This is a genomic window from Methanoplanus limicola DSM 2279, from assembly GCF_000243255.1.
Lineage (GTDB): Archaea > Halobacteriota > Methanomicrobia > Methanomicrobiales > Methanomicrobiaceae > Methanoplanus > Methanoplanus limicola.
Genome location: NZ_CM001436.1, coordinates 2,584,314 through 2,611,075 on the forward strand (window position 1 = coordinate 2,584,314; position 26,762 = coordinate 2,611,075).

28 protein-coding genes are annotated in these 26,762 nt (G+C 42.5%); 10 read left to right on the forward strand and 18 right to left on the reverse strand.

Features of this window, described 5'->3' with window-relative positions; genetic code table 11:
* Positions 1-32 precede the first annotated feature (32 nt).
* The 6 genes from yaaA to METLIM_RS12220 form a co-directional block, all read right to left on the reverse strand.
* Complete coding sequence (yaaA, locus tag METLIM_RS12200; protein WP_004078854.1) at positions 33-2,171, reverse strand: peroxide stress protein YaaA; 2,139 nt, start codon at positions 2,169-2,171, stop codon at positions 33-35.
* Between the two features lie 66 nt (positions 2,172-2,237).
* Positions 2,238-2,393 (reverse strand): zinc ribbon-containing protein, encoded by a 156-nt coding sequence (locus METLIM_RS16745; RefSeq protein WP_004078855.1) that lies wholly within the window; start codon positions 2,391-2,393, stop codon positions 2,238-2,240.
* Between the two features lie 164 nt (positions 2,394-2,557).
* Positions 2,558-3,295, reverse strand: a complete 738-nt coding sequence (locus METLIM_RS12205; protein WP_004078856.1) for a hypothetical protein — start codon at positions 3,293-3,295, stop codon at positions 2,558-2,560.
* A gap of 1 nt (position 3,296) precedes the next feature.
* On the reverse strand, positions 3,297-4,967 hold the full coding sequence (locus tag METLIM_RS12210) for a hypothetical protein (RefSeq protein WP_004078857.1): 1,671 nt from the start codon (positions 4,965-4,967) through the stop codon (positions 3,297-3,299).
* Between the two features lie 2 nt (positions 4,968-4,969).
* Positions 4,970-5,716 (reverse strand): hypothetical protein, encoded by a 747-nt coding sequence (locus tag METLIM_RS12215; protein ID WP_048145990.1) that lies wholly within the window; start codon positions 5,714-5,716, stop codon positions 4,970-4,972.
* 154 nt (positions 5,717-5,870) lie between these two features.
* Positions 5,871-6,524, reverse strand: coding sequence for a hypothetical protein (locus METLIM_RS12220; RefSeq protein WP_157202313.1), 654 nt, complete (start codon positions 6,522-6,524; stop codon positions 5,871-5,873).
* Positions 6,525-6,801: 277 nt separating this feature from the next.
* On the opposite strand from METLIM_RS12220, the gene METLIM_RS12225 reads away from it, so the two are divergent.
* Together METLIM_RS12225 and tnpB are read left to right on the forward strand one after the other, a co-directional pair.
* Positions 6,802-7,794 carry a hypothetical protein gene (locus METLIM_RS12225; protein WP_004078859.1) on the forward strand — a complete coding sequence of 331 codons (993 nt, stop codon included), beginning with the start codon at positions 6,802-6,804 and terminating at the stop codon, positions 7,792-7,794.
* Between the two features lie 193 nt (positions 7,795-7,987).
* Complete coding sequence (gene tnpB / locus METLIM_RS12230) at positions 7,988-9,049, forward strand: IS200/IS605 family element RNA-guided endonuclease TnpB (RefSeq protein ID WP_245543541.1); 1,062 nt, start codon at positions 7,988-7,990, stop codon at positions 9,047-9,049.
* Positions 9,050-9,151: 102 nt separating this feature from the next.
* Here the strand turns inward: tnpB and METLIM_RS12235 are convergent, their stop codons facing one another.
* Positions 9,152-9,421 carry a hypothetical protein gene (locus tag METLIM_RS12235; protein ID WP_157202314.1) on the reverse strand — a complete coding sequence of 90 codons (270 nt, stop codon included), beginning with the start codon at positions 9,419-9,421 and terminating at the stop codon, positions 9,152-9,154.
* Between the two features lie 10 nt (positions 9,422-9,431).
* Here METLIM_RS12235 and METLIM_RS16750 point away from each other — a divergent pair, with 10 nt between their 5' ends.
* A complete protein-coding gene (locus METLIM_RS16750) occupies positions 9,432-9,605 on the forward strand; it encodes a hypothetical protein (RefSeq protein ID WP_004078861.1) in 174 nt (57 codons plus the stop codon).
* Positions 9,606-9,700: 95 nt separating this feature from the next.
* Here the strand turns inward: METLIM_RS16750 and METLIM_RS12240 are convergent, their stop codons facing one another.
* On the reverse strand, positions 9,701-10,261 hold the full coding sequence (locus tag METLIM_RS12240) for a flavodoxin family protein (protein WP_004078862.1): 561 nt from the start codon (positions 10,259-10,261) through the stop codon (positions 9,701-9,703).
* A gap of 117 nt (positions 10,262-10,378) precedes the next feature.
* Entirely contained in the window at positions 10,379-11,269 is an 891-nt protein-coding gene (locus tag METLIM_RS12245; RefSeq protein WP_004078863.1) for a DUF6159 family protein, read from the reverse strand.
* A gap of 200 nt (positions 11,270-11,469) precedes the next feature.
* Between METLIM_RS12245 and METLIM_RS15795 the strand changes: the two genes are divergently transcribed.
* The 4 genes from METLIM_RS15795 (at position 11,470) to METLIM_RS12265 (ending at position 14,713) form a co-directional block, all read left to right on the forward strand.
* Entirely contained in the window at positions 11,470-12,042 is a 573-nt protein-coding gene (locus tag METLIM_RS15795; protein ID WP_004078865.1) for a hypothetical protein, read from the forward strand.
* 93 nt (positions 12,043-12,135) lie between these two features.
* Complete coding sequence (locus tag METLIM_RS12255) at positions 12,136-12,330, forward strand: helix-turn-helix transcriptional regulator (protein ID WP_004078869.1); 195 nt, start codon at positions 12,136-12,138, stop codon at positions 12,328-12,330.
* A gap of 194 nt (positions 12,331-12,524) precedes the next feature.
* Positions 12,525-13,277 (forward strand): class I SAM-dependent methyltransferase, encoded by a 753-nt coding sequence (locus METLIM_RS12260; protein ID WP_004078871.1) that lies wholly within the window; start codon positions 12,525-12,527, stop codon positions 13,275-13,277.
* A 173-nt stretch (positions 13,278-13,450) separates the two neighbouring features.
* On the forward strand, positions 13,451-14,713 hold the full coding sequence (locus METLIM_RS12265; protein ID WP_004078873.1) for a C1 family peptidase: 1,263 nt from the start codon (positions 13,451-13,453) through the stop codon (positions 14,711-14,713).
* Between the two features lie 109 nt (positions 14,714-14,822).
* Here the strand turns inward: METLIM_RS12265 and METLIM_RS12270 are convergent, their stop codons facing one another.
* The 6 genes from METLIM_RS12270 to METLIM_RS12295 form a co-directional block, all read right to left on the reverse strand.
* A complete protein-coding gene (locus METLIM_RS12270) occupies positions 14,823-15,227 on the reverse strand; it encodes a pyridoxamine 5'-phosphate oxidase family protein (protein WP_004078877.1) in 405 nt (134 codons plus the stop codon).
* 140 nt (positions 15,228-15,367) lie between these two features.
* Positions 15,368-15,853: a hypothetical protein gene (locus METLIM_RS12275; RefSeq protein ID WP_004078884.1), complete on the reverse strand. Its 486-nt coding sequence runs from the start codon at positions 15,851-15,853 to the stop codon at positions 15,368-15,370.
* Positions 15,831-16,184 carry a hypothetical protein gene (locus METLIM_RS12280; protein WP_004078886.1) on the reverse strand — a complete coding sequence of 118 codons (354 nt, stop codon included), beginning with the start codon at positions 16,182-16,184 and terminating at the stop codon, positions 15,831-15,833. The genes METLIM_RS12275 and METLIM_RS12280 overlap by 23 nt, the downstream gene beginning before the upstream one ends.
* Positions 16,185-16,234: 50 nt before the next feature.
* Positions 16,235-16,810, reverse strand: coding sequence for a flavin reductase family protein (locus METLIM_RS12285; RefSeq protein ID WP_004078887.1), 576 nt, complete (start codon positions 16,808-16,810; stop codon positions 16,235-16,237).
* A gap of 92 nt (positions 16,811-16,902) precedes the next feature.
* A complete protein-coding gene (locus tag METLIM_RS12290; RefSeq protein ID WP_004078894.1) occupies positions 16,903-17,700 on the reverse strand; it encodes a hypothetical protein in 798 nt (265 codons plus the stop codon).
* Positions 17,701-17,791: 91 nt separating this feature from the next.
* Positions 17,792-18,613 (reverse strand): hypothetical protein, encoded by an 822-nt coding sequence (locus tag METLIM_RS12295; protein ID WP_004078896.1) that lies wholly within the window; start codon positions 18,611-18,613, stop codon positions 17,792-17,794.
* A 247-nt stretch (positions 18,614-18,860) separates the two neighbouring features.
* Here METLIM_RS12295 and METLIM_RS12305 point away from each other — a divergent pair, with 247 nt between their 5' ends.
* Positions 18,861-20,582 carry a histidine kinase N-terminal 7TM domain-containing protein gene (locus tag METLIM_RS12305; RefSeq protein ID WP_004078897.1) on the forward strand — a complete coding sequence of 574 codons (1,722 nt, stop codon included), beginning with the start codon at positions 18,861-18,863 and terminating at the stop codon, positions 20,580-20,582.
* 283 nt (positions 20,583-20,865) lie between these two features.
* A complete protein-coding gene (locus METLIM_RS12310; protein ID WP_004078898.1) occupies positions 20,866-21,765 on the forward strand; it encodes a hypothetical protein in 900 nt (299 codons plus the stop codon).
* Between the two features lie 168 nt (positions 21,766-21,933).
* Here METLIM_RS12310 and METLIM_RS12315 read toward each other — a convergent pair whose 3' ends face one another.
* Positions 21,934-22,623, reverse strand: coding sequence for a hypothetical protein (locus tag METLIM_RS12315; protein WP_004078900.1), 690 nt, complete (start codon positions 22,621-22,623; stop codon positions 21,934-21,936).
* A gap of 246 nt (positions 22,624-22,869) precedes the next feature.
* Here METLIM_RS12315 and METLIM_RS12320 point away from each other — a divergent pair, with 246 nt between their 5' ends.
* Positions 22,870-24,396, forward strand: a complete 1,527-nt coding sequence (locus METLIM_RS12320; RefSeq protein WP_004078901.1) for a phosphoadenosine phosphosulfate reductase domain-containing protein — start codon at positions 22,870-22,872, stop codon at positions 24,394-24,396.
* A 121-nt stretch (positions 24,397-24,517) separates the two neighbouring features.
* Here the strand turns inward: METLIM_RS12320 and METLIM_RS12325 are convergent, their stop codons facing one another.
* Together METLIM_RS12325 and METLIM_RS12330 are read right to left on the reverse strand one after the other, a co-directional pair.
* Positions 24,518-25,948 (reverse strand): MATE family efflux transporter, encoded by a 1,431-nt coding sequence (locus tag METLIM_RS12325; RefSeq protein ID WP_004078902.1) that lies wholly within the window; start codon positions 25,946-25,948, stop codon positions 24,518-24,520.
* 307 nt (positions 25,949-26,255) lie between these two features.
* A complete protein-coding gene (locus tag METLIM_RS12330) occupies positions 26,256-26,666 on the reverse strand; it encodes a hypothetical protein (protein WP_157202316.1) in 411 nt (136 codons plus the stop codon).
* Between the last annotated feature and the right edge of the window lie 96 nt (positions 26,667-26,762).

Sequence of the window (26,762 nt, forward strand, 5' to 3'; positions counted from 1 at the left end):
TCGTGTCAAATGTGAAAATTTTCAAAAAATCCTTAATATCTCCGGCAGAAATGCTTCATAATATACTCACCCGTATGCTTTGGCGACAGCTCAACCGAGGCTGAATCCTCCCGGATATAAAAAATCTCCTCACTGCCACCATCCGGACTGTCCCTTAAAACGACATAAAAAGGAACATCATCAGACTTAAAGACCTGAATCCAGCATAATATCTCTCCTTTCACCTCATGAAAATCTATAGCAAAATAACGGCTGAAATGGTTCTTCACATCCTTTGGATAGATCATCTTATTGATGACATCATCAACGATTTTTCTCCGGTAGCCGTCCGTATTGCGGCTCCGGAGTTTTGAAAACTCACTCTCAATGCCGACAATATTAAGTGAATCATCCTCCGGATTCTCCTTAACTCCGATAATAAGATTCCCGCCATTACTATTCAGAAAAGAGACAATATTCCTTGCAATCTTAAACTTAGAATAACCACGCCCAAGCCACCCGAATCTGTTATCATCAACATAATTCTCCGGGTTCTCACTCCAGAACGCACTCGTCTTAAATTCAGCAACTCCCCTCTCACCGGAATCAATAATATCCAGCAGATTCTGAAGTTTCTTCGGCTTAACCTCCATCTCCGGTCTTAAAGAACGGCTGAAATGAATATTACTTATACTGCGGGAATAGTCCAGATTCAAAATCTCCTCATCACTCCTGGCAAAGATCACATCATTAACAAACTCACCAAAAAACTTCAGTGCCTTATCCCCTTCAGCCCATTCATGATAGCAGTGTAAAATCTCAGCCCCCGTCTCCTTCTCAACATATTCCCAGTCAATGCTCCGGTGATAACTCCCGATATCACAGTCTGTAAAATCAAAGATAAGCTTAACACCCCTTACAGTGATATAATCTGCCAGAATCTTTGAAAGCGTCTTATTCTTCGTCCACTGCCAGTAAGCCGCATTGTCATTCCCAAACTGGCAGCTGTAATTCTGGACATACTCAAAAGGACTTAAAAGACCGTAACATGCAGATATTATCAGAAGATGTTTATCCGAATGTAAAAGCCTCCCTCTTCCCTCATCATCAAGCCCGTCATAGAAATCACCGTTATACCTGAAGATTGCCGGAAGATACTCCCCGCTCTCATCTCCGCCGGAAAAATCAGGACCGTATCTTAAATCACGGTTATTGATGATCTCATTCTCAAAATTATCCCACACAATCTTATTACTCCTTATCTTCCCGTAGATCTCAGCCCTGTTCTCCATAATAAGCCTTACAGACTCAGGCCCGACACCGCTGTCAGCAAACGAAAATTCCGGAGAATAACCTGACTTCTCTCCATCAGAAGATTTATGGAAGGAATCAACAGTGAGAATCAGGACAGGACCTTCCGGCTTATAATCAGAGTAATTCAGGTCGTACTCCTCATCCGGAAAAACAACATCAGTAAGCGGACTGAGGACAATCCCGTTAATCTGGGCATAGAATATCGCCTTCTCAACATCCGCCGCTCTCCAGCCAGAACCGGTCTTCTCATTCAGAAAGGACGAATAATCACGGCAGAACTCAGTCAGGCCCTTATAGGCATTGTAATTGCTTATCGCGTCATCCTCACCCGAACCGCTCACAACTCCAGAACGGAAAACGAAATCAGGCCTGCCGGAATAACCAAACCTCTTCTTATTGCTGTTCCACCACCTGCCTGTATGCCGGTCAGTCATCGGATAATTATCCGGATCATAAAACGAAAGAAAAGTGACCGGAATCGCAAAACCACTGTCAAAACCCGACAGGCGCCTCATCTCAAAGAAATTTCCGACTGTAAAATCCCCGGCCAGTCTCTTAAGGGAATGTGCAAATTTATTCCAGGTAACAGGATCAGAAAACCTCCCAAGTATCCGGGATGTAAGACTCTCCCTTCTGTCATTGCTGTAATAATTCTTCCAGAAGCAGACCTCACCGGAAACTGCAAAATTCGCAGCTCCGGGCCTGTTAACTGCCGACCGGAACTTCTCTTCAAAATCAGGAAGATTTTTGGGAGTTATAACATCAGTAAAATAGCCTTCATATTCCTGTGAACCGCTGAAATCAGAGAGATTCACATTCCAGATGAATTCAGACGCAGCTTTTGCCCACCCGTCAGCCGCCTGAACATTACCCGCCATATAGTTAAATAAAACGTAATGATAAAAAAGCCCTCTTAAACTTAACAGAATACGAAAAAATAAAGATCATTCCGGATTAGAATCAGTTTTAATCCATTTGGTGTTCTCACACCTTGGGCAGACCGGAAGGACCTCCGAATCATCCTTAAGAGTAATTATCTCAGAGCATAATATGCACCTGTAATTCCCCTTTCCGGCCGCCTGACCTGTTGAAAATCTCATTTAATTCACCCTTTAGCTGGGGCAGCTGGCTGCCCAGAACATATTGGTGTCAACGGTATATAACATTATATAAATTTAACCATACGTCGCAGAAAAATAAATCATATAGAAATATAGAGCAAAAATATCAAATATAATTGCAAAAAGTAAGATAAATAGAAATATTATTCAATATAATACCTGAAAACTTTACTGACAGGTGAAAGATTATAACTCTCTACAGAATATACATCCGGAATCCTCTCCGGAAGAACATACCCGTTAATATCATACTCCAGCGTCAGCCCTTCCTCTGTTTTCAGACTCTCCGGAAAGGCAAGATTTACCATAACAAGGAATGACTCAGGTGATTCTGCCGGAATTAAAGGCCCGCTCAGTCTGACTTCCTGAAAAGATTCTTTCTCAAAATAACCGACAATTATTTTTCCTTCTCCGGATTTCGGGTCATACCTGCTGTATTCGCCATATGCGCCATCAGTATTTTTCTTAATCTTAATATCAGAGAGAGTCTCAAACGTGACATTGACAAGATCATATCCGACATTATTGAAGAGAAGAATATCAAAGTACAGCTTACCGTCCTTCACTTCTATATCAGGAGTATAAGCCGGAGGGTCAAATCCGGGCGGAAAGTGAGTGCTTACAGCCGAAGAAGAATCATACTCACCGGGCTTTATATGCAGTTCCCACTCCCCGTCATTATAGCTCACTTCAGTTTCAGCACGATAGCCGGGAATACCATCCGGAGACAGGAGATAAAACGTATCTGAGTAGTGCACCTCAAATACAGGCCCGCATCGCGGATTGCAGCTGTCAGGTGCCGTAGCCAGAAGAATGAACGAACCTCCGGCAAAGAAGATCACAGCCGCAAAAAGTATATACAACAATGTATTCTCTTTCATCTCACACCATCCCCTCTGTTGTGAATACGCACAGATAATCCCCGTCAGCGGTCTGCATGATTTTTAACCCGCCAAAATTCCCCGGAATAAGCGTCTCCCCTTCGTGACACTTTCCGTCATAATACTCCCCGTCAAACGAACAGCTCTTCATATAAAGACCACTTAAACCGACAGAGGTAATATCTCCTGCTGTAAATATGTCATAACCTAAAAATTTGTCTTCAAAAACCTCCTGAGAGGAGGAAAAATCCACAAATACGTCATTATACTCTCCGGAATTGGTATTGTAAAACCTGAAATACCTGTCAAATTCAGAGACCGGCCGGTCATCATACCGGATAATATCATCAATAAGGACCATATCATCCCCGTTCTTACCTGTATACTCCTGGACAGCTGAAGCATGACTGCTCCCGACAAACTCCTCCTTTACAAAATTTAAGGAATCATCAAGCCATAAAACCTTAAGCCTGCCCGAATCATCATCTGTTACCGACATATAGTAACCTCCGCCTGAGGATGTCAGAATTCCTCCGGTATTCATACGATAGAGCCGCTCAGAATAACCAGACTCGCCGTATGACTTAATATCAGAGAAATTTCCGTTAAAGTCCATAAATGCACAGTATTTACCCCATCTGAGAAACAGTTTATCATCTCCCGGATATACCATCTCAACCCGGTTTCCGCTTCTCTTTAAGTCCTCCGGAACAGAAGTATGCAGGATAAGACTTCCGTCATAGCCAATGATGAATATATTCTTAGCCTCATCAGAGACGGCAAAGCCGGTCCCAAAAATTTCAGTGCCACAGCTTATGGGGTGCGGACTTCTAAGGATGGGTATCTTATCCGAAGTTATACCGTCACGACCGGAAAAGGCCAGATAATTAATATCCCCCCTCTCTCTATAGTCATGTCCGAATATGGCAAATGTCCCGTTTTTCATCTCAACAACAGGCACAGCACGATCATACGTAGTGTTTAACAGCCCAATTTTACTTATGCTGTCCCCGTCAGATGATATTAGAATTAAAGAGAGGTCATAATCATCATATTCTCCGTATCTGATAACCTCCGGCTCATACAAATGAGCTGAAACAAGACCGAAAAATACCGGGACAAATATTATCAGGAGGATTAGCAGAACTGAATATACAGAACTTCTCCTGATATAACCGGAATTTACCCTTCCCAAAGAGACAGACCTGCCGGCATAAAAAGAACCGATAAGCCCGGCTGTGGCTCCGGATATAACAAACGGAAAGAAGTTTAAAAACGCAGAAATGAGTGTTCCAAACTGAATTAAACTGTTAAAAAACCTTAATGATGAAATGGCAAGCGGTAGTGCAAGAATGAAAAAACCGGTGAAAAAGCCGCCAAAGGCGCCGTAATACCTTACCTTCAGAGCATCATTTGTGCCGCTCCTCTTAAACCTTTCACTGATCAAAATTCCGGAGAAGAACCCGGCAAGGAACTGGACAAAGACGACCAGAGAGACTATCTGCCAGAATGCACCCGTCATCAGAGCATACATCTGATGACTCCCATAAAAGTACATTATAGCAAAATATGAGATCAAAATGACAACAGTCCCTATAAATCCGCATTTCACCGATATTTTAACCGATTTGATAAACAGCCCGCTCCCATTGGAACTGTCGGAATCAGCCATTCTTAAATTACCTCATAATTCCGGTTAAAATCCCTTCCGTAAATCCGCCCGACAGAAACAGAGACGTTTTCGGTATCCGCCGGAACAGGGTCTGTACGTATAAAAAATCCAATCGCATCACCGTCCCACCTGACAGAGTTAAAGCGTGTAAACTCCTCTGCATCCCTGCCGGTTACAGAAATACTGCCGTTCAGCACAGGTCCGGGTGGCATATTGCTCTTATTCTGCGGGGTTGCAACCTCTTTGATAAACATTGCATGGGCCACAAAGTAAAACTCTGAACTCTTATTGGTAAACTCTGCGGACTCAAGTTTTACATCAAGACCGTCCTTGCAGAAAGATATCCCCGGATACAATTTCATGTTCAGTGCACCCCTGGATTCAACATCATCGGGAAGTTTCTGAGCATACATCTCCGGATTGGAAGGCGTGATCATCGGCCCCTGGCTCACTTTCCGGTCAATTACATCGCCCGAACTTCCGACTGTGATGGTTATATACTGCAAAAGTCCGTATCCTTTGGAAGGATATGGCGAGAAATGAAATGTATAGATGGTTTTTCCGTCTTCTCCGACTGTAACTTTGCTTTCATACTCTCCAGGATCGCTGCCCCCGGTCACATTGGTGAGGGCAGAATCATTAAGGGCGATTAACAGTGCCTCATCTTCGGTAATTCCACCGTCCTCCTGAATACACCCACATACTGCACAGACGGATATTATTGTGACTGCCACCATTATTGTTATCATTATAGCCGGCAACCTGCCGGACATATGTCCCAAATTTATATCTAAATCCAAATCATCTAATTTCATTTTATTACTCAACGGAATTTTATTCATAGCCCACTTCAATCATATGTTTTTTTTATACATCCCGAATTCTTTATTTATGTCCGGAAATTCACTCATTTTTGCCGGAACTATTCAGCAGGAGATCAGCACGGGTACTCTTACCGGAAAAGTATTCCGGTGGAATAATATGCAGCGGTTCATGTATGCCGGATTTCCGGTACACAACCCTGCCATTCACACTGGATATGGAAACTTTGCTTATATTGTAATCTTCAGTCTGTATCCTGAAATTATAGATTATATTTCCATCATTCTGACCTGTCACATCAAATGTGTAATACGGCTGCCCATCCATCATGTACGGTGAAATGCCCTGATCTCTGATATCTGATAGTGCCAGTTCCAGTGCCTCATCATGACTCACATGATGAATATCATTATTATCCCCGTTCATCATCCCCGGAGGTCTTGGCGGCGGATATGAACCTCCGACATATACAACCCTTCCGTCCATGCTTACCATCGGAATCACCTGTCCGGCCGGAAAACCGTCATCGGCATACTTCTGTATGATAATCATATAGACATACCCTTCCGGAGATTCTGCCACTGCATAATCAGACACAGTATAATTCACACCGCCAATATCAGCCAGAACCTCAGAGTTCTGAAGAGAAAGCTCAACGGCCTCAGCATAAGTAATATTTTCAGCAGCACCCCCGCCTGTGGCACTATCAAGGCAGCCGCAGAAAAAAACAGCCACAATTACCACAGGCAGCAGATAAATCAAATATTCTGATATCCCCATAATCATCATTCCCAAAATGCCGACATATGGCTCACATATTTAACAGGATTCACCATAAAATACCAATGCCGGCATTTCCATAAATATATTAATATCTCATCCACCCTTTACTTTTCCCCTGAAGATCTCCAGGAAAAAAACACAGACATACCATCACAGATTAATTTTAATTTACTCAAAATAATCCTAATTAAATAATCTTAATTCAAAAACAGATATCAGGAGAGAGACTTTGCAGTATAAGGAATTCATAAACTTCTCAATATACGAATATGACCTGAATAAGTTTGGGGGAGACTGGGAAAATATCCGGAAATTCATAAAAGATAACCAAATTGACGGCGTTGAAATGCTTGTAAATTTCGATGAAGTTCCGGCAGGCATTCCGGCAGACATTACCGGAGCTGTGCACCTCCCGTCCTTTACCGGGTGGTACAGACTGAAAACTGATGATAATTTCAGGATTCCGGACTACTACCCTAAAGACACTGAGAAATATTATTACGGCGGAAAAAAATACTCAGAGGTAATAGAGAACTTCAGTACCTGCCTTAAAAATGCCTCCATCCTTAATCCTGCATACGGAGTATATCACGGTGGCTACATAGAGACCGAACAGTCATTCCGCAAAGATAAGTTCTCTTCCGACAGGGATGTGCTGACTGCCACAGCAGAATTTCTAAATACTGTTGCATCCGGATTTCCCGGTGGAGAACCGCCATTTGCAATATTCATAGAAAACCTCTGGTGTCCGGGACTGACATTTCTTGAACCTGAGGCAGTGGCAGAATTCTGTGACAGTCTCGAATTTAAAAAGTGGGGGCTGATGCTTGATACCGGACATCTGATGAATGCCTCAAAATCCTGCTACACTGAAGAGGAGGGCATAGACTGCGTACTCTCAGTCCTTGACAGGCAGGATAAAAAGGTCATTGATAATATCAAAGGGCTTCATTTCCACTTCAGTGCATCAGCAGAATATCATAACAGTATGACAGAACCTGACAACTTCCGGGAGATGGAGAACAATGAAAAATTCATGTGTATTATGGAGCATTTCGGAAAAATTGACCATCACAGGCCGTTTACATCCGAAAGATGCCGTGAGATAATAGATTACATAAAGCCCGATTACCTTACCCACGAGTTTATCAAAGAGACATCTGATGAGACTGATTCAGCTCTAAAGCAACAGAAAAAAGCGATTGCAGGATATGAAATATAAACAGATTTAAAAATTTAGCGTAAATCCCCTTGGTCTTTAGCCAAGGGGATGTAATCGACATCATCTTTGTTCTCAGAGATATATTTTGTAATTGTAGTTTTACCAAAAAATATATTGAGAGTTGAAATCAAACCAAATCTATATGTTGAGAGCCTACAAATACCGAATCTATCCTAACAAAGAACAGGAGAAAATGTTCTTTCAGCATTTCGGTACCTGTAGGTTTATCTACAATTGGGGTTTGGAAAATAAAATCCGAACTTATGAAACAGATGGAAAATCAATATCGAGATTTGCATTACAAAAAATGCTACCTGATTTGAAATCAGAGCATGATTGGATGAAAGATGTTAATTCGCAATCAATACAGAGTGCATTGTTAAATCTTGAGAATGCATTTACTCGTTTCTTCCGGGAAAAGAAAGGATTTCCAAAATTCAAATCCCGAAAAAATCCAGTGCAGTCATTTTCAGTTCCACAACATTATATTGTGAATTTTGATACCCATAAAATTAAATTACCTAAAATTGGATGGGTTAAAACAAAATTACACAGGAAATATGAAGGAGCTGAAAAAACAGCAACTGTGTCAGTCACATCAACGGGCAAATTTTTCATTAGTATTTTGGTAGATGATGGACAGGAACAACCTCCTGTACAACATTTTGATGCAGATACAACCGTGGGTGTTGATGTAGGTATCAAAGATTTTGCAATACTTTCCAATGGGGAAAAGATTGACAATCCCCGATATTTGAAACAGTCACTTCTCCGAATGAAAGTGTTACAAAAACGATTGAGTAGAAAACAAAAAGGTTCTAACAACAGAAATAAAGCAAAAAATGCAGTAGCAAAAATTCATGAAAAAATTCACAATCAAAGAAGCGATTTCCAGCACAAACTCTCTTTTAGATTAGTATGCGAGAACCAAGCAATTGCACTGGAAACTTTGAATGTTAAAGGGATGCTAAAAAATCATAAATTGTCACAACATATTGCTGATGCATCATGGAGTTCATTTGTTACTCAATTAGAATATAAGGCACAGAAACACGGTAAAACTATCTTACATATAGGACAGTTTGAACCATCTACAAAAATCTGTAGTGAATGTGGGTATTACAACCGTGATTTGACTTTATCTGATAGAGACTGGATTTGTCCGGATTGTGGGGTACATCATGACCGGGATATAAATGCCGCAATAAATATCAGGAAATTTGCTTTTGATAAACAGAATCTAATTGGAATATAATATCTTTACACCCCTGGAACGGGGGGAAGGGCCTGTGGACTTACGAACAATGGTTTGGGGTATGAAGCAGGAAGCCTCTCTGGTCTTTAGCCCAGAGGTAGTTCACAACCCGCAGCACCCGCATGAAGAAAATCCGGTAATCTTCTTCTCCTCTTTTTTATAGCATTCCCCGCAGATGACTATCGCTCCATAAAATTCCCGGTGATTTACCCGCAGGTACTTCTCCTTCTCCTCACCACAGATTCTGCATTTAACCAGGTTTAATCCCTCCTCTAATCTGTATTGAAACTCAAAGGTTAAAATAATAACCGGAAAAAAGCTTCTGTGCCCATAACAGAGGAAATCAAAAAGCGTATATTTCGATGACTGCAAAGGCTGTATCATGAAGAAAAAGAAGATTCACTCATTCCTGATATTCATAATACTGATAATATTACTGGCCTTTGCAGGATGCACAGCGGCAACAGAAGATAATGACACAGGCCAGATGAGCAGTGTCAGATATTATACGGAAGAATATCCGCCGCTGAATTTTGAAGAGAAGAGGCCGGATTAAAAGCAGACCTCTCCTGCATCTTTACAACCCTCCTATGAAACAGTGCACTGTTTCATTCATTATCTGTGAACCGGCTGGTTCACGAATAACTTTTTTCATACCTGCATAGTCCTGCTCTCTTTCAGAAGATTTGCCATCCAGGCGAGATTTCTCACCATATACCCGACTGTCAGGTTTGTGTAAAACTGCTTATCCCCCCCGGCATTTGGTGGAATAATGCATCCAAGGCAGTTGAGGTCAAAAAGTGTATCCGCCGCAACATTATATGCCCCGTCCTCCTCTCCGGAAATTATTACTCCGGCGACCTTGCCGTAGAGCGGATTATGTCCGGATTCAGGAGAATCATACGAATATGACCCGTATAGCCTCTCAATTACAAGCTGTGCAACACTTGACCGCACCCCGGACGAGACAGGAGAACCAATAACTACAATGTCAGACTGCCGTATAATCTCATATATTCCCGGCCATTCGTCATCCCCGCCCATATCAAATGTTCTTCCGAATTTTATGTTGTAATCGGTAATCCTGATAACTTCACTCTCAATTCCCGTTTCACTGAATAACTCAACTGCCCTGTCAATCAGCGCCCGCGTCTCTGAAAGATCGGGCGGATATTTTAAGGTGCAGTTGAGAAATACTGCTTTTAGCCCCATGAAGCAGAATAGGCATAAAAGCAGATAAATGTTTGCCGGAAATCAGAGTTCACTCAGAAATGCCGAAATCTCCGGAACAATGAGAGATTTATAAAAAAAATATTTTAAAGATTATAATCAGATATTTCCGCCGGAGAATTTAGAAGCCATACTTCCCTTCTTTTCGACAAATGCACCCTCAATAAATTCCCGGTCAACAAGCGGTGACATCTCGCCGGTCTTTGCATAATGATACAGAAGAGCAACGAGAATACCCTGGAGTGCCGATATAAGAATTGCAGATACTGCAAAGACGAGAATTGTCAGTACAAGCATGCCCCCGAATACCTCAAAGGGCAGAAACATTGCTGAGAAGAATGTGCCGACCATGAGCAGGAATGCCGGAATCATCACAATTCCGAATGAGAATCCTGCGATGACAGTCTCACCCCAGGTCTGCTTAAAGAGATGCCAGGATTCCTTAATTGAAGGGATAGCACCTTTATCTTCAAATATCATAACCGGAATTACAAAGAAGGTTACCAGATTCCAGACAGCTCCGGCAATTCCGATTATAATTTCGGTGAGGAACCTGCCAAGAGGGTTGTCGGATTCACGCAGCAGGCTTAATATAAGGCCTACTGTTGCCGCAATGAATGCCCAGGCAAATATTGATCCTATTTTAGGCATCGCAGCACTGATCCCGTCTTTGAATGCCGGATCATTGCCCTTAATTACCTCGGTTGCATTGTGCACAATTCCGGCTTTGAAGAATGACGACACAAATGCCGTAACTAAAAATATAACAAAGAGCATCACAATCCAGAGTGCATATCCGGTTATTCCCATATTATCAGGGTTTATGCCAGTCCCTGCAAATATGAAGAGTGTCGGAATAAAGAGCACTCCAAGAATCAGCAGTATTATAATTCCGGAGATGACCGGATATAATACAAGGCTCTTCTCCCTTGAGAGAATGGCAAATGTCTGTTTAAACAGGTGCCATCCTCTTGCAATCCTTTGAAACATATTTTTCTATTCGCTCTCTGTATATAATTTAATTCCGGAAAAATAGCTGATTAACCCGGTTACACCAGATTCAGGGGGAGGGCTCTATATTACAGGCTGATATGGGAGTTTCACAAATGTTATATAGATCTAACAAGTTATATTATTCTAACAAAGCGTTAATTATTTCTAACACTTTCTGAAAAAAACGGTGAACTGAAATGGAACTGAGCACAATTAACAGACGTATTGCAGTTACGGCAGGACTTGGTATCGCAGCGGTGATAACTGCACTCCTTACAGTACTGATGAGTGGCGGAGATCCCGGTGCGGATGTTATCGGGATATCCCTTGTAATCATCGTGGGAATAACCCTGGTTGCAGTCATAAAAACGGTTGAAAAAAAGAATATTCTTTACATATGTCTTATCATAGGCCTTCTTATGCTTGTGGCCGGCTCAGCCCTGGCTGTGATTCCGGCATCAGGAGATAATTCAGCTTCTTTCTCTGCGATGGCAATAATGGGACTGATTATGGCGCTCATTGCAGCTGTCAGTCTAAGAAAACCAGTCGATTACGACATCAGGGACGAGAGAACTCTTAAAGTCGGGACATGGGCAATATCCTATTCATGGTATCTCGCATATCTGATGGTAATTCTTATGTTCTGGCTCTCGTTCTTCGGAATTGCAGCATTATCCGCAGAAGCGGTTCTTGGAGTGCTGATGCTCCTTATGCCCGTCAGTGCAGCAGTATTTCAGTGGTACTTCTCAAAGAGGGGTGATGTATATTAAATGCAGGCACAATTCTTCAGAACCGGAAATCAGGGTAAACCGGTGCAGCGGAAGAATGACTGAAGTGAGAGAATACTTTTTCCGGTAAGCGATATGGATACGAAAATACGTGAATTCCGGGCAAAGAAGGGCATGACACAGGCTCAGCTTGCAGAGGCTGTCGGAGTTAGAAGGGAGACCATTGTCTTTCTTGAGAAGGGGAAGTACAATCCTTCCCTTAAACTTGCACATGATGTAGCAGTGGCTCTTGATTCAGCCATTGATGAGCTGTTTGTCTTTAAGGATTAAACCTCTCATAAATACTCTTATCTGGCAGGAAGATCAGAAAAAGCAGATAAATTACTTAAATCAACCTGATTTCAGGGAAATTACCTTATCGCACAAATAGAGATGAGGACTTATTTTGATGCAGCATAGGGTACTAATGTCAGCGGTGCCAAAACGACCGAAAACTAAATGAAATCCTAAAATTAAAAGAATGTATGGATAACAATCCTGTTTTTAAGATTTTTGAATCGTCACCCAGTATGGGGCCGGGAGATGATGAGCACACGGAAAAGGCATTTTCAATCATCGCAGAACCACTAAAAGGAGGTGGTGAGATCCTTGATATTGGTTGCGGGAAGGGTGTACAGACGATGGCCCTTGCCCGCCTTTGTCCGTCCTGCAGGATAATAGCGACAGATATACACCAGCCTTTCCTTGATGTGGTGGATGAAAAAATTGCAGCCGAAGGTTTTTCCGGGAGAATCAAAACGGTCTGTGTATCTATGGACGATCTTCCCTTTGAAGAGGAGTCTTTCGGCATTATATGGGCTGCAGGATGTTCATTCATTATGGGCTTTGAAAATGCTGTGAGGTACTGGAAAAAATTCCTGAAACCGGGCGGATATATGATGATATCTGATGTGTTCTGGTTCACGGAAAACCCATCGGCTGAGGCAGCGGAGTTCTACGCCGAAATACATCCCGCAATGATGATCGAAGATAAAGGATTTGAGATCATCCGGAATGCCGGATTTGAGCTGATTGGATCCTTCAGGCTGCCTTCACGGGTATGGGAAGAGAGCTTCTACGGTAAACTGAAGGAAAAGTTTGCAGAACTCGAAGAGGAATATGCAGATGATGAGGGCGCTATGATGGTAATTGAGGGGTTGAAACGGCAGACCGAAATCTTTGATAAATACTCAGATGAATTTGGGAATACGCATTCTGTAATGAGAAAACCATTGTGAAGAATATTATACTATATCACTTCTCATTTTTACCGGAAATTTATCGGCCATTTATCTGCTTTCTGCTTAATCCGTCTGTTACAGAGAACATTCGGGGATCATTTCTTTTGAATCGGCCCTTCTTTTATGACCTCCGGTGGCAAACCAAAATAATTTATAATGATTAGTATAAAATGAAAAGTGTGAAAAATCCGGCATATATCATTCTGATATTACTTATTGTAGTTATCATAGCCATAATATTCTCATTGCTCCCGCCAATATCTCCGCAGGACAAACTGAGCGACTCAAACGACTCATGTGATTCTTGCACAGTCCCTAATGGGATAATGATAGACGGAATAAGCCTTGACACCATACTCTCAGGCGATATCGAGGCTTTTCGTGATGTCGATCCACGGGAGTTCGGCAGGGCAATGGATATCAGCATGTATGATAGTGATGACTTAAACAGGCAGGCCGGATTTATGGACTGTGCAGTAACGACGGATCAGTCTCCGGAGGCATTTGCGGACCTTGCAATGAATATTCAGACCGATCTCGTCCTTGCAATGCAGGAGGCGAACAGGAATACACCCCGTTATTCTCCCGGCGATGAGATAAAAGGCGACATGCCAGACAGTATTTCACTTCTCGATAAATTTGCATATCTCCCTGCCGAATGGGACCAGACCGGCGGTTCTCCGGAACACTGCGGAAACTGCTGGGTATGGGCCGATACCGGTGCTCTTCAGATGGAGCTTTTCCGCCAGGAAAATATAAGTGACCGTCTGTCCGTCCAGTATTTCACATCTACATACCACAATGGAACAGGGATCTGGGCCTGCTGCGGCGGGAGTCCGGTATGGTTTGCGGATTTCTACAATATTACGGGAAAAGCTGTTCCCCTGAGCAATAATAATGCATCATTTGCAGACTCTGCAACAATGTGCGAAAACGGTGAATCAACTCTGGTTCCGGCAAAGACTATACAGACATCGCCGAATTACCCAATCGAAGAGATGCATGCCGAAATGATATCAACTAATTCTGCCTATGAAGAAGAGGATATATCCAAAGATGATGCAGCCGGTCTGATTAAATCTGCAATCGCCGACGGCAGGGCTGTGGTCATCATCTATACACCGGACAACTGGGACCCTTTTATGTCATTCTGGGAGAACGGGAATGAATCCGCTGTTTTCAGTCCGAAGTCCACCCCCGGAGCTACAGGAAACGACGGCGGCCACGTTATGCTTATTCTCGGATACAGTGACACTGTCCCTGACGGGGGATACTGGACTGTGCTCAACAGCTGGGGAGCACCTGCCAACAGGCCGGACGGGACATTCAGGCTGGATATGGATATGGACTATTCAATGCAGAACCCGGACGGTGTGAACACCTTTGAATTTTATGTCCAGAACGTAACCTGGGGCAGTATTTCAGGCACCTGAAGAGACAACACTTCAAACACTCTTCAGCCTGTTTTCAGGATCCAAACCGTATATGAAAAGGGTGAACTCTCTCCTGTCACAGGTTATCAGGCAGAAATAAAAAAGTAAATTAAATTAATTTTTTGCCGGCATCTGCTCCGGGCATGCACTCAAACACTTCAGTGACTTTAATGACAAAGAGACCTTTTGCCGGGAGGTTAGGGTTTTTCTCATGAAAGAGCTTCTTTGCCTCTTCGTATGCCTCCCCTGATGTCAGCATCTCTGCATCGCCTTTGATCTGGTAACATCCCTTAACACCATCACCATAGAGATAGATGGATGCCTTTGGGTTCTCTGCAACATTTGCGGCGGTCTTTTGCATGAAATTGTCAAGAATCCAGATGGTTTCAGAGTCTTTTAAGTGCAGGGTTGCCATAGGTGCAACATTCGGGACACCATCCTTTGATGCGGTTGAGAGCGGCAGAACTTTTGTATTTTTGAATGCTTCAATCATTTCTTCGCTTAATTTTACCATAATTTAACTCCTTTATGTTTACTGAATATTTGGACAGCTCCAAGGTTAAGAATTTGCATTGCCTCCGGGCATTTAGATTCCCAAAATGATCTTCAGCTAAAATCCCCAGACTTCATCCAAATCCTCAAAATGATCTTCAGCTAAAATCCCCAGACTTCATCCATATCCTCAATATCCTCATCAAGATATCTCTTCATCGTTGCAGTCCACTCTGGTAGACCCTCTTTTATTGCCTCTTTTAGATCATCAAAATCATCTTTTGATATTTCACCCTTCCCAAGCATGAACTGATAGAACTTCTTCAGGCTTGCAGCATTCTCTTTTATAGCCGCCGGACCTGACCAGCAGCCCTTCCTGATATACCAGTACCCCAGATACATGCCAATCTCAGAAACCCCCTCACTGGCACCAAGTCCCTCATTGTCCATCAGATAATCGTTTATGAAAAATTCAACATTTGACAGATGCTTATCTGCAGTCCGTGGGGTAAGTCCTTTTTCTGTGAGATAGTCCTTATATTCAGAGAGCAGATTTTCGTTATATAATTCTATGTCTTCGCATTCGTCTTCGTAATCTTCTGATGCCACAATATTTACCTCAGGATTATTCAGAGAGGGAAATTTCACCAGACATCTCTCCTTTAAGGGCTGCCTCTTTGAGTTTAAGCTCAGCAACTCTCTTCTCCAGAGTTTTGATAATTTTCCTCAATTCCTGAAGCTCTTTTTTATTCTTATGCTCCATAAGATAGGTCTGTCCCAGTTCTGAAGAGATATAGTTTTCAAGTTCCCTTCTAAGGAGTTTAAAGTAGGGATTTCCATAAATATTTCCTTCCTTAAATTCCAGTTTCTCCTCCCTTATACCTTTTAGAATGAATTCCTGACTTATACCATATTCTTTCTGTGCAGTCTTATCACTAAGAGTTGCCCCTTTCCGTGTCCATTCACCATATTCTGCCATTTTATTCCTCTGTGAAAAATCTTACTTTTCAGTCAATCACCTGTGAATTATTATTCATAGATGTCTTTGTTACTGTAATCCTTACCGCATCCCCATGCCTTATCAACAAACTCACCAAGTCTCCAATAGCGGTTGTCTGTCATGGTAAGAACCATTGCATCTGCTTTCTTCATATCCGGACGGTTCTTTTCGGTGCAGTCCTCATCTGCATACACACCTTTTATCTCGCCTATGAATAGGTAGTTTGTTGGCAGTTCAACAGTTTCCACAAGTTCGCACTCCATCGTAACCGGACATTCACTGATCATGGGAGCACCCTTAAGCTCACCGTAAAAAGTATCAAAAACTCCGGATTTATCGGCCTTACTTCCTGAAACAAGTCCGCAGTAGTCTGTCGGTACAGCCATACCGGCATTCGGGATATTTATGCTGAAGGTTTTGTTATTTAAGATCCCCTCAGGCGTTTTGTGTTTTTTGTTAATTCCTACCGAAATCATAGGCGGGTTTGCATTCGCCCTGGATGCCCATCCGACCGTCATAAAATTCGCCCGTCCTTCAATCTCAGTTCCGACAAGCACAACCGGCATCGGGATATAGACATTATTTCCGCATTTTATTTTTGACACTGAAATCACCACTGATAATTATAATTTAATAACCGGAAATTTAAAAATTGTGACCGAAAAATTCTAAACTGCAAAAAAAAGGTGAGAAATCTTTAAGCTTCCTCAACGGAGACTGTCCATTCCCCGTCACAGACTACATTTATGAGATAGTTATTGTCTTCAGTAATCTTTACTGTAACAACATCATCATATGAACCTTCGTGGTAGGCAAGAGGCATTTCAGCGTTGTCAGCCAGAACCGGATTTCCGTAGTAGTCCATCAGGTGAACCTCAACAAGCTGACTATTGTCTGCCTTAATTGAGAATTTATATTCACCTTCGTTTATCTGGAAGAAAGGTGTTGCCTTGTTGCCGACACCTGTAAATGTCTGGGGCACAATTCCGTTTATCATCTGCGGGAATGAGAAGTCAAGTGTCCATTCTGATTCTGTGTACACCTCAACATCAGCAACTGCATTCTCTTCAAGCATAAACGCCTGAGTCCAGTAATATCTGCCGTCCTTCATGGATTTTTCAGCCACTGATTCATTAAAGAGACTGGTAAGCCCGATGTAATCCTTCTCAGTCTGAATTGCAATCTCACTCTTCAGGGGTTTATCCTGCGTAAATGTCAGGAGGTGAACGCCGCCTTTAAACTCAACCGAGGCATTAACATCACCGGTTCCGGAGATTGTGGCTTTTTCCTCACCGGAAACAGGGGTTGCTTCAGGAGTCTTAACTGCCGTCTCTTCCGGAGTTGCAGCTGTAGTCTCTTCTGCTGTAGGAGTCGCAGTCGCTGCCGGTGTTTTGTCAGCACCGGAATTACCGGTGCATCCGGCCGACAGTGCAAAACCTGCAATTAAAAGAGCAAGAAGAGTAAATAAATAAATTTTACTGCTTATTTTTGACATATAACAAAGATTAAACTCAAAAGTATATCTTAGTTTTGCATTTCTGATGTTTTAAGCCGGCGTAAAAAAAGGGATTTTTTGTCAGGATATTTCAGGACTTTTCAACCGAAATCGTCCATTTGCCGTCACAGTTGATATTTAACAGGTAATTTGTGCTTTTTTCAATAGTTGTACCAACAGTGCCGTTATAATCACCCTCCTGATATGGAAGTGGTATGGCATCAAAATCTTCACTTAGGTCCTTACAGAGATGATGTCCATCATCGTCCATAAGCTGAACAAAGATGAAACTGCTATTCTCTGATTTTATTGTAAAGTCATACCCGCCTTTATCAATCCTGAAGAATGGTGTTGCCTGATTGCCGGCACCCTCAAATGTCTGTGGAGGGAGGACATCAATAATCTGCGGAGATGAAAATGAAACCTTCCACTCCGAATCTGTCTCAACTGAGATATCTGAACTTCCATCACTTATTATGTTACATGCATATGATGAAACATATTTTCCGTCTTTGTTAATATATATGGATTTATCCGCCGGAAATGTATTCTGGGCTTCAAAACGACTGTTTTTGCCATCAACCATAATATAAGAAACAGCAGGTTCATTCTGTTCAAATGTAAGAAGTTTAATGCCATCCTCCAAAGCCATCTTAACATTCCCTTTTCCCTTTCCAAACGCTACTTTCTTTTCATCATCAGAAATTACTTTCGGAGTCTCTGCCAGGTCTGATGTTATCTGGCCTGTCCTATCTGCTGAAGGAACTTCTGCCGGCACAGCAGTATCTGCCGCAATATTTTCAGAAACAAAATCCTGATCCGTAACACCTGTGCATCCGGCTGACAACGCAAAAACCGCAGTTAATATGACCAAAACTGCAAAAATTTTAATTTTAATGTAACTCTGAGACATCAGATATAGTGTGAACCTGGAAATATATCTCCCTTTTTAAATGATTACATAATTCATAATTATCTCTTTTTTTTAAGATTATTTCCCATAACCATCTGAGAGAAATAGATAATTTAATATCCCCGCGGAAGGAAAAAAAGATATCATCGGGAATATGCAGGGATAAATCATATGGGATATTTTGAAACATGGATAGTGTGGCCATCCGGAATATGAGAATATTTAAGCGAAAATGCGGAGGCCGTCTGTGTCAGTGATAAGTACTGTCATAACAGTTACAGCATCTTTCTGCCTGATATCAGCATTTATCACCTGCGGTCTTGGTTTTTTTGTCTATGCCCAAAAACCCTCATCCACTGTGCACAGGCTCTTTCTTGCAGTAATGCTTTCAGCGGCGTACTGGGCAACGGGCGAATTTTTCATATGGCAGGCAGAAAGCCTTCAGGGAGTGACATTCTGGCTGAAATTCAGCTCATTCTGGCCCATAACAATCGCTCTAAGCTCACATTTCATCCTGGAGTTCACAGGCAGACTGCCGGAGGAGAAGAAAAAAAGCAGAATAATCCTCATAGCAGGCATATATGCCCCTGCTATAATACTCTCAATAGCAGGGATCTTTACAGAATCTCTCTTCACTGCCGCATTTGATCCTGTTGCCGGTTACATATACCTGCCAACCCGGAACAATATCATCTGCCCAATAGAAATTTTTTATACTATGGCTATAATGCTCTGGGCACTCTATGTCGGTTTTATCTCCTGGAGGCGCCCGGAGACGGAGAAGAAACACAGACAGAACAGACTTCTCTTTGCAGGCATCATAACTGTCGTATTCTTCGGAGCACTCTCCGGAGCAGTACTCCCCCTGTTCAGCATTCATACCCCTAACCTTGTCTTCTTTGGTCTTGTCATCTTCTCCGTCATAATTGCCTGTGCAATACAGCGTTACGGACTTTTCACTTTAAGCCCGGAAACAGCCGTACCTGAGATAATGAAAACGATGCCTGACGGACTTATCCTTGCAGATCAGAACGGTATTATCGTTGCCGCAAATGAATCTGCCGCAAAGATATTTCCGGCCTTAAAAGAGCCGGATGCCGGCAGATCTGTCAGATCACTCATCGGGGATGAGGAATACCTGACAGTCAGGGATATACTGGCAGAACTGGGCGAAATATCCGACTTTGAAGTCCGAATCACAGAAAAAACCCAGCAGTATGTAAGCATAGCAGGTTCATCTGTCAGGGACAGAAACAGCACACCTTCCGGAACTGTATTTATCATCAGGGATATTACACAAAGAAAAGCCTCAGAAACTGCTCTTAGGGTTTCAAATGATAAACTCTCCATGCTGTCAAGACTTACCCGGCATGACATAGGCAACCTTGTAACTGCCCTCTCCGGCTACCTCTCAATTCTTGATGGCAGAATTAAAAATCCGGAAGAGAAACATTACCTCTCACAGGCGACCGTCATCGTTGACAGAATTATAGAGCATCTCGAATTCTCACGCAGCTATCAGGCGATAGGCTCAAAAAAACCGCAATGGGAAAAACTCAGATATGCAATTGATTCTGCAAAAGAAAGTCTGAAAGAGGACAATATTCAGATCAATATAAATATATCCGATATTGAGATTTACGCAGATCAACTGCTGGTAAAAGTGGTGTACAACCTGTTTGAGAACGCTGTGAGGCATGGCGATAAGATAACAGAGATAACTATCACAACTGAAGAGCAGAAAGACGGCAGCATGATCCTGAAATTTGAAGATGACGGAGCAGGCATACCTGAAGAAGAAAAAGAGAAGATTTTTTCATACGGCTATGGCAGAAACACCGGTTTTGGACTTGCATTTGCACGTGAAATCTTATCAGTTACCGGAATCAGGATAACAGAGAGAGGCTCATTTGGAGAGGGTGCATCTTTTGAGATAGAGATACCCGCAGATGTCTGGCGGAAAATCTGATAATTACAGCCTCACCATCGCAGACAGCAGCAAGCTTTATGAATTTTAAAGGCAACAGAATCTTATATTATTTCATTTAATAAAGTGATTCGTGATTCCGGCAAAAAAAAGATGAACAGTTCTTATAGTGCACTGCATAATGTTTTGGATTAATCTGAGTGTGACGGATATTATTCCAAATCATGCACTTATACCGCACTTCATAGTAATAAGCAAACTTTCCGGCCCATTCCGCAAAGTATCTGCATTATAACTATAAACTCAACTTACAGGAGAGACTGATATGAAAAATACAGAGAACCTTGCTGCAGTTTCGGAGAGTATTGTATATTATATAATCAGTCTGCCGGAGAATGCATTGTCAGGCGATCTCTTTTCTGTGGTAATTCTGCTGATACTGCTGTATGCCATTGCCCTCCTGATAATCAGGGTTTCGGCAGTAATGATAAGATCAATCAAAACGATTGTCATTCTGATCATAATTGCGATATCCCTGTACCTCTTTATTAATGATTTCATCTTCAGACTGATCAGCGAAGGGCTTTCGGCTGACAATATAGTATTCGGTATGACAGGTCTTATTGCCGGATTTATATCCATCCTTTTAGCATGGCATACAGCAAGGGTTTCAGTCAGAAAATACAGGGAGCATAAAGCTGAGAAGATATATAAAGAAGAGATCTCCCGTATTCAGAGAAAAAGAATGGAATATAATAAAATAGAGACAGAACCTGAAAATATCCCGGAAAACAGACATCCTCAACCCGAAGAGGTTGCACAGGCAGCAGATGCAATGCCTGAACATGCCACCAATATATTTACAGAATTTTCCAGGGACAACCCGATAGGGACGGTTATTCTCTACCTCATAGTAGCGGAATTCGGAATCTTCTCATCCAAAACAATCTCAGCTGCAACACCTGAAACCGGCCTTGTATTTTTCATAATATTCATGGCGCTCGCCTTTGTCTTCATAAAGTACACATATAAATGTTATATGACCGGGCTTAAACACCTCGCAGCAGCCTTCGTAATAGGCTTTCTACTCTCGGTAGTTCTCGGTCATTTCTGGGGTGCAATACCTCTTAAAGATCTCTTATCCGTAAACTACTTTTCATCTGACGCCCTTGTAGCCCTCATAACCGGACTGTCACTCAGCCTCTTTATGAGCAGCAAAGGATGAAATAACGGGAATTTTTCGATATTTCAGGAAGAATAAGAGTGTATCCGGAAAAATCCTGAAAAAAAGAGGCAGAATTTTTATTAATTCACCCATATGCCGGCAAATCTGCCTGCACAGAGATAGCAGATGAAAACATCATGATACCAGATACAGATGTTTTATGAGATATTATCTACTCACGTTCTCCATTAGACTTCCCGCAGGACAGGATAGTTCACATATCCGGCAATGGATGACAGGAGTTCCGTTCAGAGATGACTCTGCTTTATCTGAGTCTGTTCTCTTCAGACATCTTTTCCGGCTGTAGATTCCGTCCGGAAATGCACCCACAGGACATTCATTAATGCAGAGACCTCCGCATGTGTCGCAGGGCGTGGAAATTTCCCGGACTTTTGGGGCTTCTGGTTCAAGATCTGTCCATAACGCCCGGAAACGAATGTGAGGCCCATATCCCGGAACCAGTACAAGATTGTTCTTCCCAAACACACCAAGCCCTGCAAGGACAGCAGCATCCTTGAGATAGATACCACCATCATATATCTGATAGGGGATTACTTTTGAAGTTCTTCCATGTTCATCAGAAAGCCAGGCTGAAATTTTCCGGCATATACTTACCAGTTGTCGATCTCCGGGTGTACCCTTTCCTTTTTCCCAAAAATCCATCTCAGGGTTATCCGGATCATGGAAAAGTCCTGTCACGATAAAAGACCCTTCTCTGGAAGAAAATCCCTTTTCATCGTCTGCAAGTTCTGAAGGGCAGCCTATAAGCATGTACGCAGGAAGAAATCCCACAGAATCTGCACCATATTCAGTAGCCTTCCTGCATGCTGTATCAACAATCTCTCCATCAGTAGTCATACAATCTGAGATTTATATATCCGGTACCAGAAAATATTATTGGAAGATTACAGACACTAACAGATCCGGCAGACAGTTCAGACATCAGCCGGACAGCTATAATAACAAACAGATAAAAGAGACTAAACAGACAAATTCAGGATAGAATCAGTTAAAATTACTCTTCCGCAATTTCAGGAGAGAAAAGAAATCCGGTTCACAGCCGCAAACACTACCCTTATCCACCAAAAAAACCCAGTTATTAATGTGAAACGTGAGCCATCTGCCAAAAATAACCTAAACTGGTGCAATAACTGCAATATTCCCCTGATTGGGAAGACATGTTCATGCGGCAGTGAACCAAAAAATATACCTCTGCTACGCCCATATGAAGTCAGACCAGCCCTTTCAGCAGATTATAAACTGATTAAAACCCTAATAGAGGAGAAATTCGGAGAGGTGCCTTTATCACAGGTAATTCTCCTCAATAAAACCGGAGGAGCTGACCGTAACGATCTAATTATCATGAACGGGGAGAGACTTGGCTGGCTTATCTTTGACCCGGTAAAACGTGAACACAGATTTGATATAGCTGTAGAAGCGCTGCCTTTCATCTTCAGCCATGCCACCAAAGGAATAATTGACATATATACGGATACCGATTACTCCAAAGAGCATGGCAGAATTGGTGGAAAGAAGCTAAAACTAAATTCTCCGGTTGAAAACGGCACATACATAGTAAAATATAAGGCAAAGGCCGGGACAGGAATTGTAAAAGACGGCAGCATAAAGGTTAAAGAGCTTATACAGGTGTTGCCACAGGAAGTCCCTGATCCTGACTGGGATGAAGTAATACAGAAGAATAAATATCACCTCAAAAACCTTGAACGATCGGCTGTCAGAAGCATAAAACAGCATATCAATGACCGTCCGACTGCAAACGTCTCCTTCTCCGGAGGCAAGGACAGCACAGTAGTCCTCCATCTCGGTCAGAAAGCCGGCATAAAAAAAGCTTTTTTTATAGATACAGGACTTGAATTTCCGGAGACAATAGAGTTCGTGGAATCAAAGGACCTGGACATAATCAGGAAAGACGGTGATTTTCGGCAGAAGACAGAGATGGAAGGCCCTCCGTCAAAGGACAGCAGATGGTGCTGTAAGCTGCTGAAGTTAATTCCCCTTAACGGATATCTCTCTGAGACTGGGCCTTGTGTTACAGTTCAGGGCAACCGCTGGTATGAATCGTGGAACAGGGCAGACCTTGAAGAATCAATTGAAAATCCGGGAAATCCACTTCAGCTCAATATTTCACCGATTCGCAGCTGGAGAGCTTTTGAGGTATTTCTTTATATATGGTGGCAGAACCTCGAAATTAATCCATTATATGAAAAAGGCCTTGAGAGGATTGGCTGCTATCTCTGTCCGGCCATGCTTGAGAGCGAGTATGAAGTGGTGCGCAATCTGCACCCGGAACTAACAGAAAACTGGGATAAATTTCTCAGCCAGTGGGCGGAGAAGAACGAATTTCCGGAAGAATACTTAAAATGGGGTCTCTGGAGATGGAAGTCACTGCCGCCAAAGATGAGGGAGATATGCAGGGATAACGGTATTCCCATAAACTATGACAACTCGCCGGATACAGAACCTGCGGATAACCGTGTAAAAACCAGAGAGACAAAACTCAGAAGGACACACGAACCGTCACGCAATTTAATGCCTGCCGGAAAGAAGAAAAATACTGACAAATCCTCCGCAGGCAAAAAAGAGAATACCAAAAGAAAAAACATCAGATAAAATATGGATTTTTGATATGACCACGGAGAGATAAGCAGGAATTTATCCATTCTCCGGAGATGTCATAAATAACGTCTTAATTTTACTTTTTTTTGAAAATCTTAATTATCCGTCTGAAAAATCAGGCAGATTCTGAATTGATCCTCTCCTCGACACGGGTAAGCAATCTGAGATAGACCATTGCCCAGACGAGAGCCACAACTCCGCCAAGCATATCACCCGCAACAACTCCCCACCAGACCCCTTCCTGTCCCATGCCAAGATAATATGTAAATATCCAGGCAATCACTGCGATAAAGGCCAGATTTCTGAGGAAATTCAGGAACAGCGAAGTCATACCCTTCCCGACACCCTGAAACATAGAGCAGGTCATCATTCCGGGCGGGACAAATATGTAGAAGAAGCACATCACCTGCAAAAAGGCGATCATGCCGGGTGCTATATGGGCGCTCTCCGGAGAATATGTGAAGAGGAGGGTAATCTGCGGTGCAAAAATCCATGTGAGCAGGCTTGTTGCCAGGGCAATAATAAATCCAAGCTTTAAACTGTAAATATAAGCAATACGGAGTTTTCCAGGCAGTCTTGCACCGTAAGCCGCCCCTGCAACCGCAACGAGAGATGTTCCAATTGCAATCTGCGGGATTATCGCAAACATAACAACTCTCCATCCGGTGGTGTATATCGCAACCGCATCTGTGCCCGAGACGGAGACAAGTATGCCGTTTAATGTTATGACAAGCAGGGACATCAGGAAAAACTCTGTGCTTGCCGGAATTCCGACTCCGAGGATGTCTTTAATTACCGCTGATTTAAGGCGGAAATTTTTAAATGAGACGGTAACATATGTATCCTTCTTAATCCAGATCCAGTAAAAGAGGATTACCGTTACAAACATAATAGAAATTACGGTTGCGAGAGCAGCACCGGCGACACCGAGATCCAGATAGTAGATCAGAACCGGGTCAAGGACCATATTAATGACGGATGACACTGCCATTGCATACATTGTCCTCTTTGTATCCCCTTCTGCACGGAGCATCCCATAGACGATGTTTGTAAAGAGGACAAATACAGTTCCGGAGAAGATTACAAGTCCATAATCGGCAGCAAGTCCTGCAACGTCCCCTGCACCGAGGAGCAGTGATATGGCAGTAATATTCGGGACAATTGCGGCGGTCAGAACTACTGAAATTATAAGCATTATCAGGATCGAGTGTGATGCCACAAGGTCTGCACCCGCCTTATCCTTTGCACCGATTCTCCTTGATATTGCAGATGTCGCACCTGCCCCTATCCCGTTGCCAAACCCGATCAGGACCATAAAGAGGGGCGTCATAAAACCAACAGCAGCAAGGGCATCGCTTCCAAGCCCTGCAACCCAGAAGGCATCTACAATATTATAGATTGTCATCAGGAGCATTGCGATGAACATAGGGCCGGCAAGTTTTCTTATCGCCGATTTCGGATCTCCGGTAAGGACAGATACCCCTTTTGTAGCATTATTATAACTGTCAGATTTTTCTGAGAGTGAAGGTGATGGTTGTGATGTCATATTGATATAGCTCCTCATGAAATGTACTGAAATTCTGGATAAAATCCATTTAAATTAATAATTATTCTAATTTCAACTGAATATCTGCGGCATAACAAAAAAGTTCTGCCGGAGACTGTGAAATTAATAATAAGAGTGATTAATCACCCGGATTAAAAATTCCTGTACATAATATGTTTTAAAAGAGATATATATATTGTACAACCGGAAATTGATCATGCTGTCTGTTTCTGCCCCTGAAATTACAGCAGTCAAAAAATGACAGCACACAGAAATTCTCCGGAGAAGAAGAACCATACATCACATTTCAGTCTTTAACCAGATTTCTGCCATCCTCAAGGGCATCTTTTAAGTTTTTAACCTCTTCTCTCTCCTCCATGCCGAGCATCTCAAATATGCTGTCGATGAAGTGTATAATCTCATCTGCGGCTGAGGTTAGCTGATCAATCAGTTCCTGGAGTGCGCCGAGTGTCCCAACCGGATTTTCACTCAGGTCAAGAGGTTTTACCTCCGGGGAATATAGCTTTGAAGTATTGATCTCAGAGTCTGTTAAGATAGTGTCCGGTTCTGTTGGGTCTGAAAGCCCCCCGGGTATAAATTCACCTGAAATTCCGGGAATGAAATCCAGACTTCCTGCATATGCAGAACCTGTAAGTGCAGTCCCCACTACAAACAGAAGTATAGTCCACCTGTGCATCATCATAAATAATTGGGTCATATGGGCACTTATTATTTTGCAGGACGGTTAAGAGATGAAGATGTGCAGAGATGAAATGATTATTAGTATTTATAATTATTTATCATGATAAAATCA

Excerpts from the sequence above, each read along its gene's own strand:
- METLIM_RS12325 (WP_004078902.1), bottom strand. The coding sequence starts at position 25,948 with ATGACATCACAACCATCACCTTCACTCTCAGAAAAATCTGACAGTTAT.
- METLIM_RS15795 (WP_004078865.1), top strand. The coding sequence starts at position 11,470 with ATGGAACTGAGCACAATTAACAGACGTATTGCAGTTACGGCAGGACTT.
- tnpB (WP_245543541.1), top strand. The coding sequence starts at position 7,988 with ATGTTCTTTCAGCATTTCGGTACCTGTAGGTTTATCTACAATTGGGGT.
- METLIM_RS12270 (WP_004078877.1), bottom strand. The coding sequence starts at position 15,227 with ATGGTAAAATTAAGCGAAGAAATGATTGAAGCATTCAAAAATACAAAA.
- METLIM_RS12310 (WP_004078898.1), top strand. The coding sequence starts at position 20,866 with ATGAAAAATACAGAGAACCTTGCTGCAGTTTCGGAGAGTATTGTATAT.
- METLIM_RS12280 (WP_004078886.1), bottom strand. The coding sequence starts at position 16,184 with ATGGCAGAATATGGTGAATGGACACGGAAAGGGGCAACTCTTAGTGAT.
- METLIM_RS12260 (WP_004078871.1), top strand. The coding sequence starts at position 12,525 with ATGGATAACAATCCTGTTTTTAAGATTTTTGAATCGTCACCCAGTATG.
- METLIM_RS16745 (WP_004078855.1), bottom strand. The coding sequence starts at position 2,393 with ATGAGATTTTCAACAGGTCAGGCGGCCGGAAAGGGGAATTACAGGTGC.
- METLIM_RS12315 (WP_004078900.1), bottom strand. The coding sequence starts at position 22,623 with ATGACTACTGATGGAGAGATTGTTGATACAGCATGCAGGAAGGCTACT.
- METLIM_RS12210 (WP_004078857.1), bottom strand. The coding sequence starts at position 4,967 with ATGGCTGATTCCGACAGTTCCAATGGGAGCGGGCTGTTTATCAAATCG.
- METLIM_RS12205 (WP_004078856.1), bottom strand. The coding sequence starts at position 3,295 with ATGAAAGAGAATACATTGTTGTATATACTTTTTGCGGCTGTGATCTTC.
- METLIM_RS12245 (WP_004078863.1), bottom strand. The coding sequence starts at position 11,269 with ATGTTTCAAAGGATTGCAAGAGGATGGCACCTGTTTAAACAGACATTT.
- yaaA (WP_004078854.1), bottom strand. The coding sequence starts at position 2,171 with ATGGCGGGTAATGTTCAGGCGGCTGACGGGTGGGCAAAAGCTGCGTCT.
- METLIM_RS12240 (WP_004078862.1), bottom strand. The coding sequence starts at position 10,261 with ATGGGGCTAAAAGCAGTATTTCTCAACTGCACCTTAAAATATCCGCCC.
- METLIM_RS12295 (WP_004078896.1), bottom strand. The coding sequence starts at position 18,613 with ATGTCTCAGAGTTACATTAAAATTAAAATTTTTGCAGTTTTGGTCATA.
- METLIM_RS16750 (WP_004078861.1), top strand. The coding sequence starts at position 9,432 with ATGAAGAAAAAGAAGATTCACTCATTCCTGATATTCATAATACTGATA.
- METLIM_RS12290 (WP_004078894.1), bottom strand. The coding sequence starts at position 17,700 with ATGTCAAAAATAAGCAGTAAAATTTATTTATTTACTCTTCTTGCTCTT.
- METLIM_RS12330 (WP_157202316.1), bottom strand. The coding sequence starts at position 26,666 with ATGACCCAATTATTTATGATGATGCACAGGTGGACTATACTTCTGTTT.
- METLIM_RS12265 (WP_004078873.1), top strand. The coding sequence starts at position 13,451 with ATGAAAAGTGTGAAAAATCCGGCATATATCATTCTGATATTACTTATT.
- METLIM_RS12215 (WP_048145990.1), bottom strand. The coding sequence starts at position 5,716 with ATGATAACAATAATGGTGGCAGTCACAATAATATCCGTCTGTGCAGTA.
- METLIM_RS12255 (WP_004078869.1), top strand. The coding sequence starts at position 12,136 with ATGGATACGAAAATACGTGAATTCCGGGCAAAGAAGGGCATGACACAG.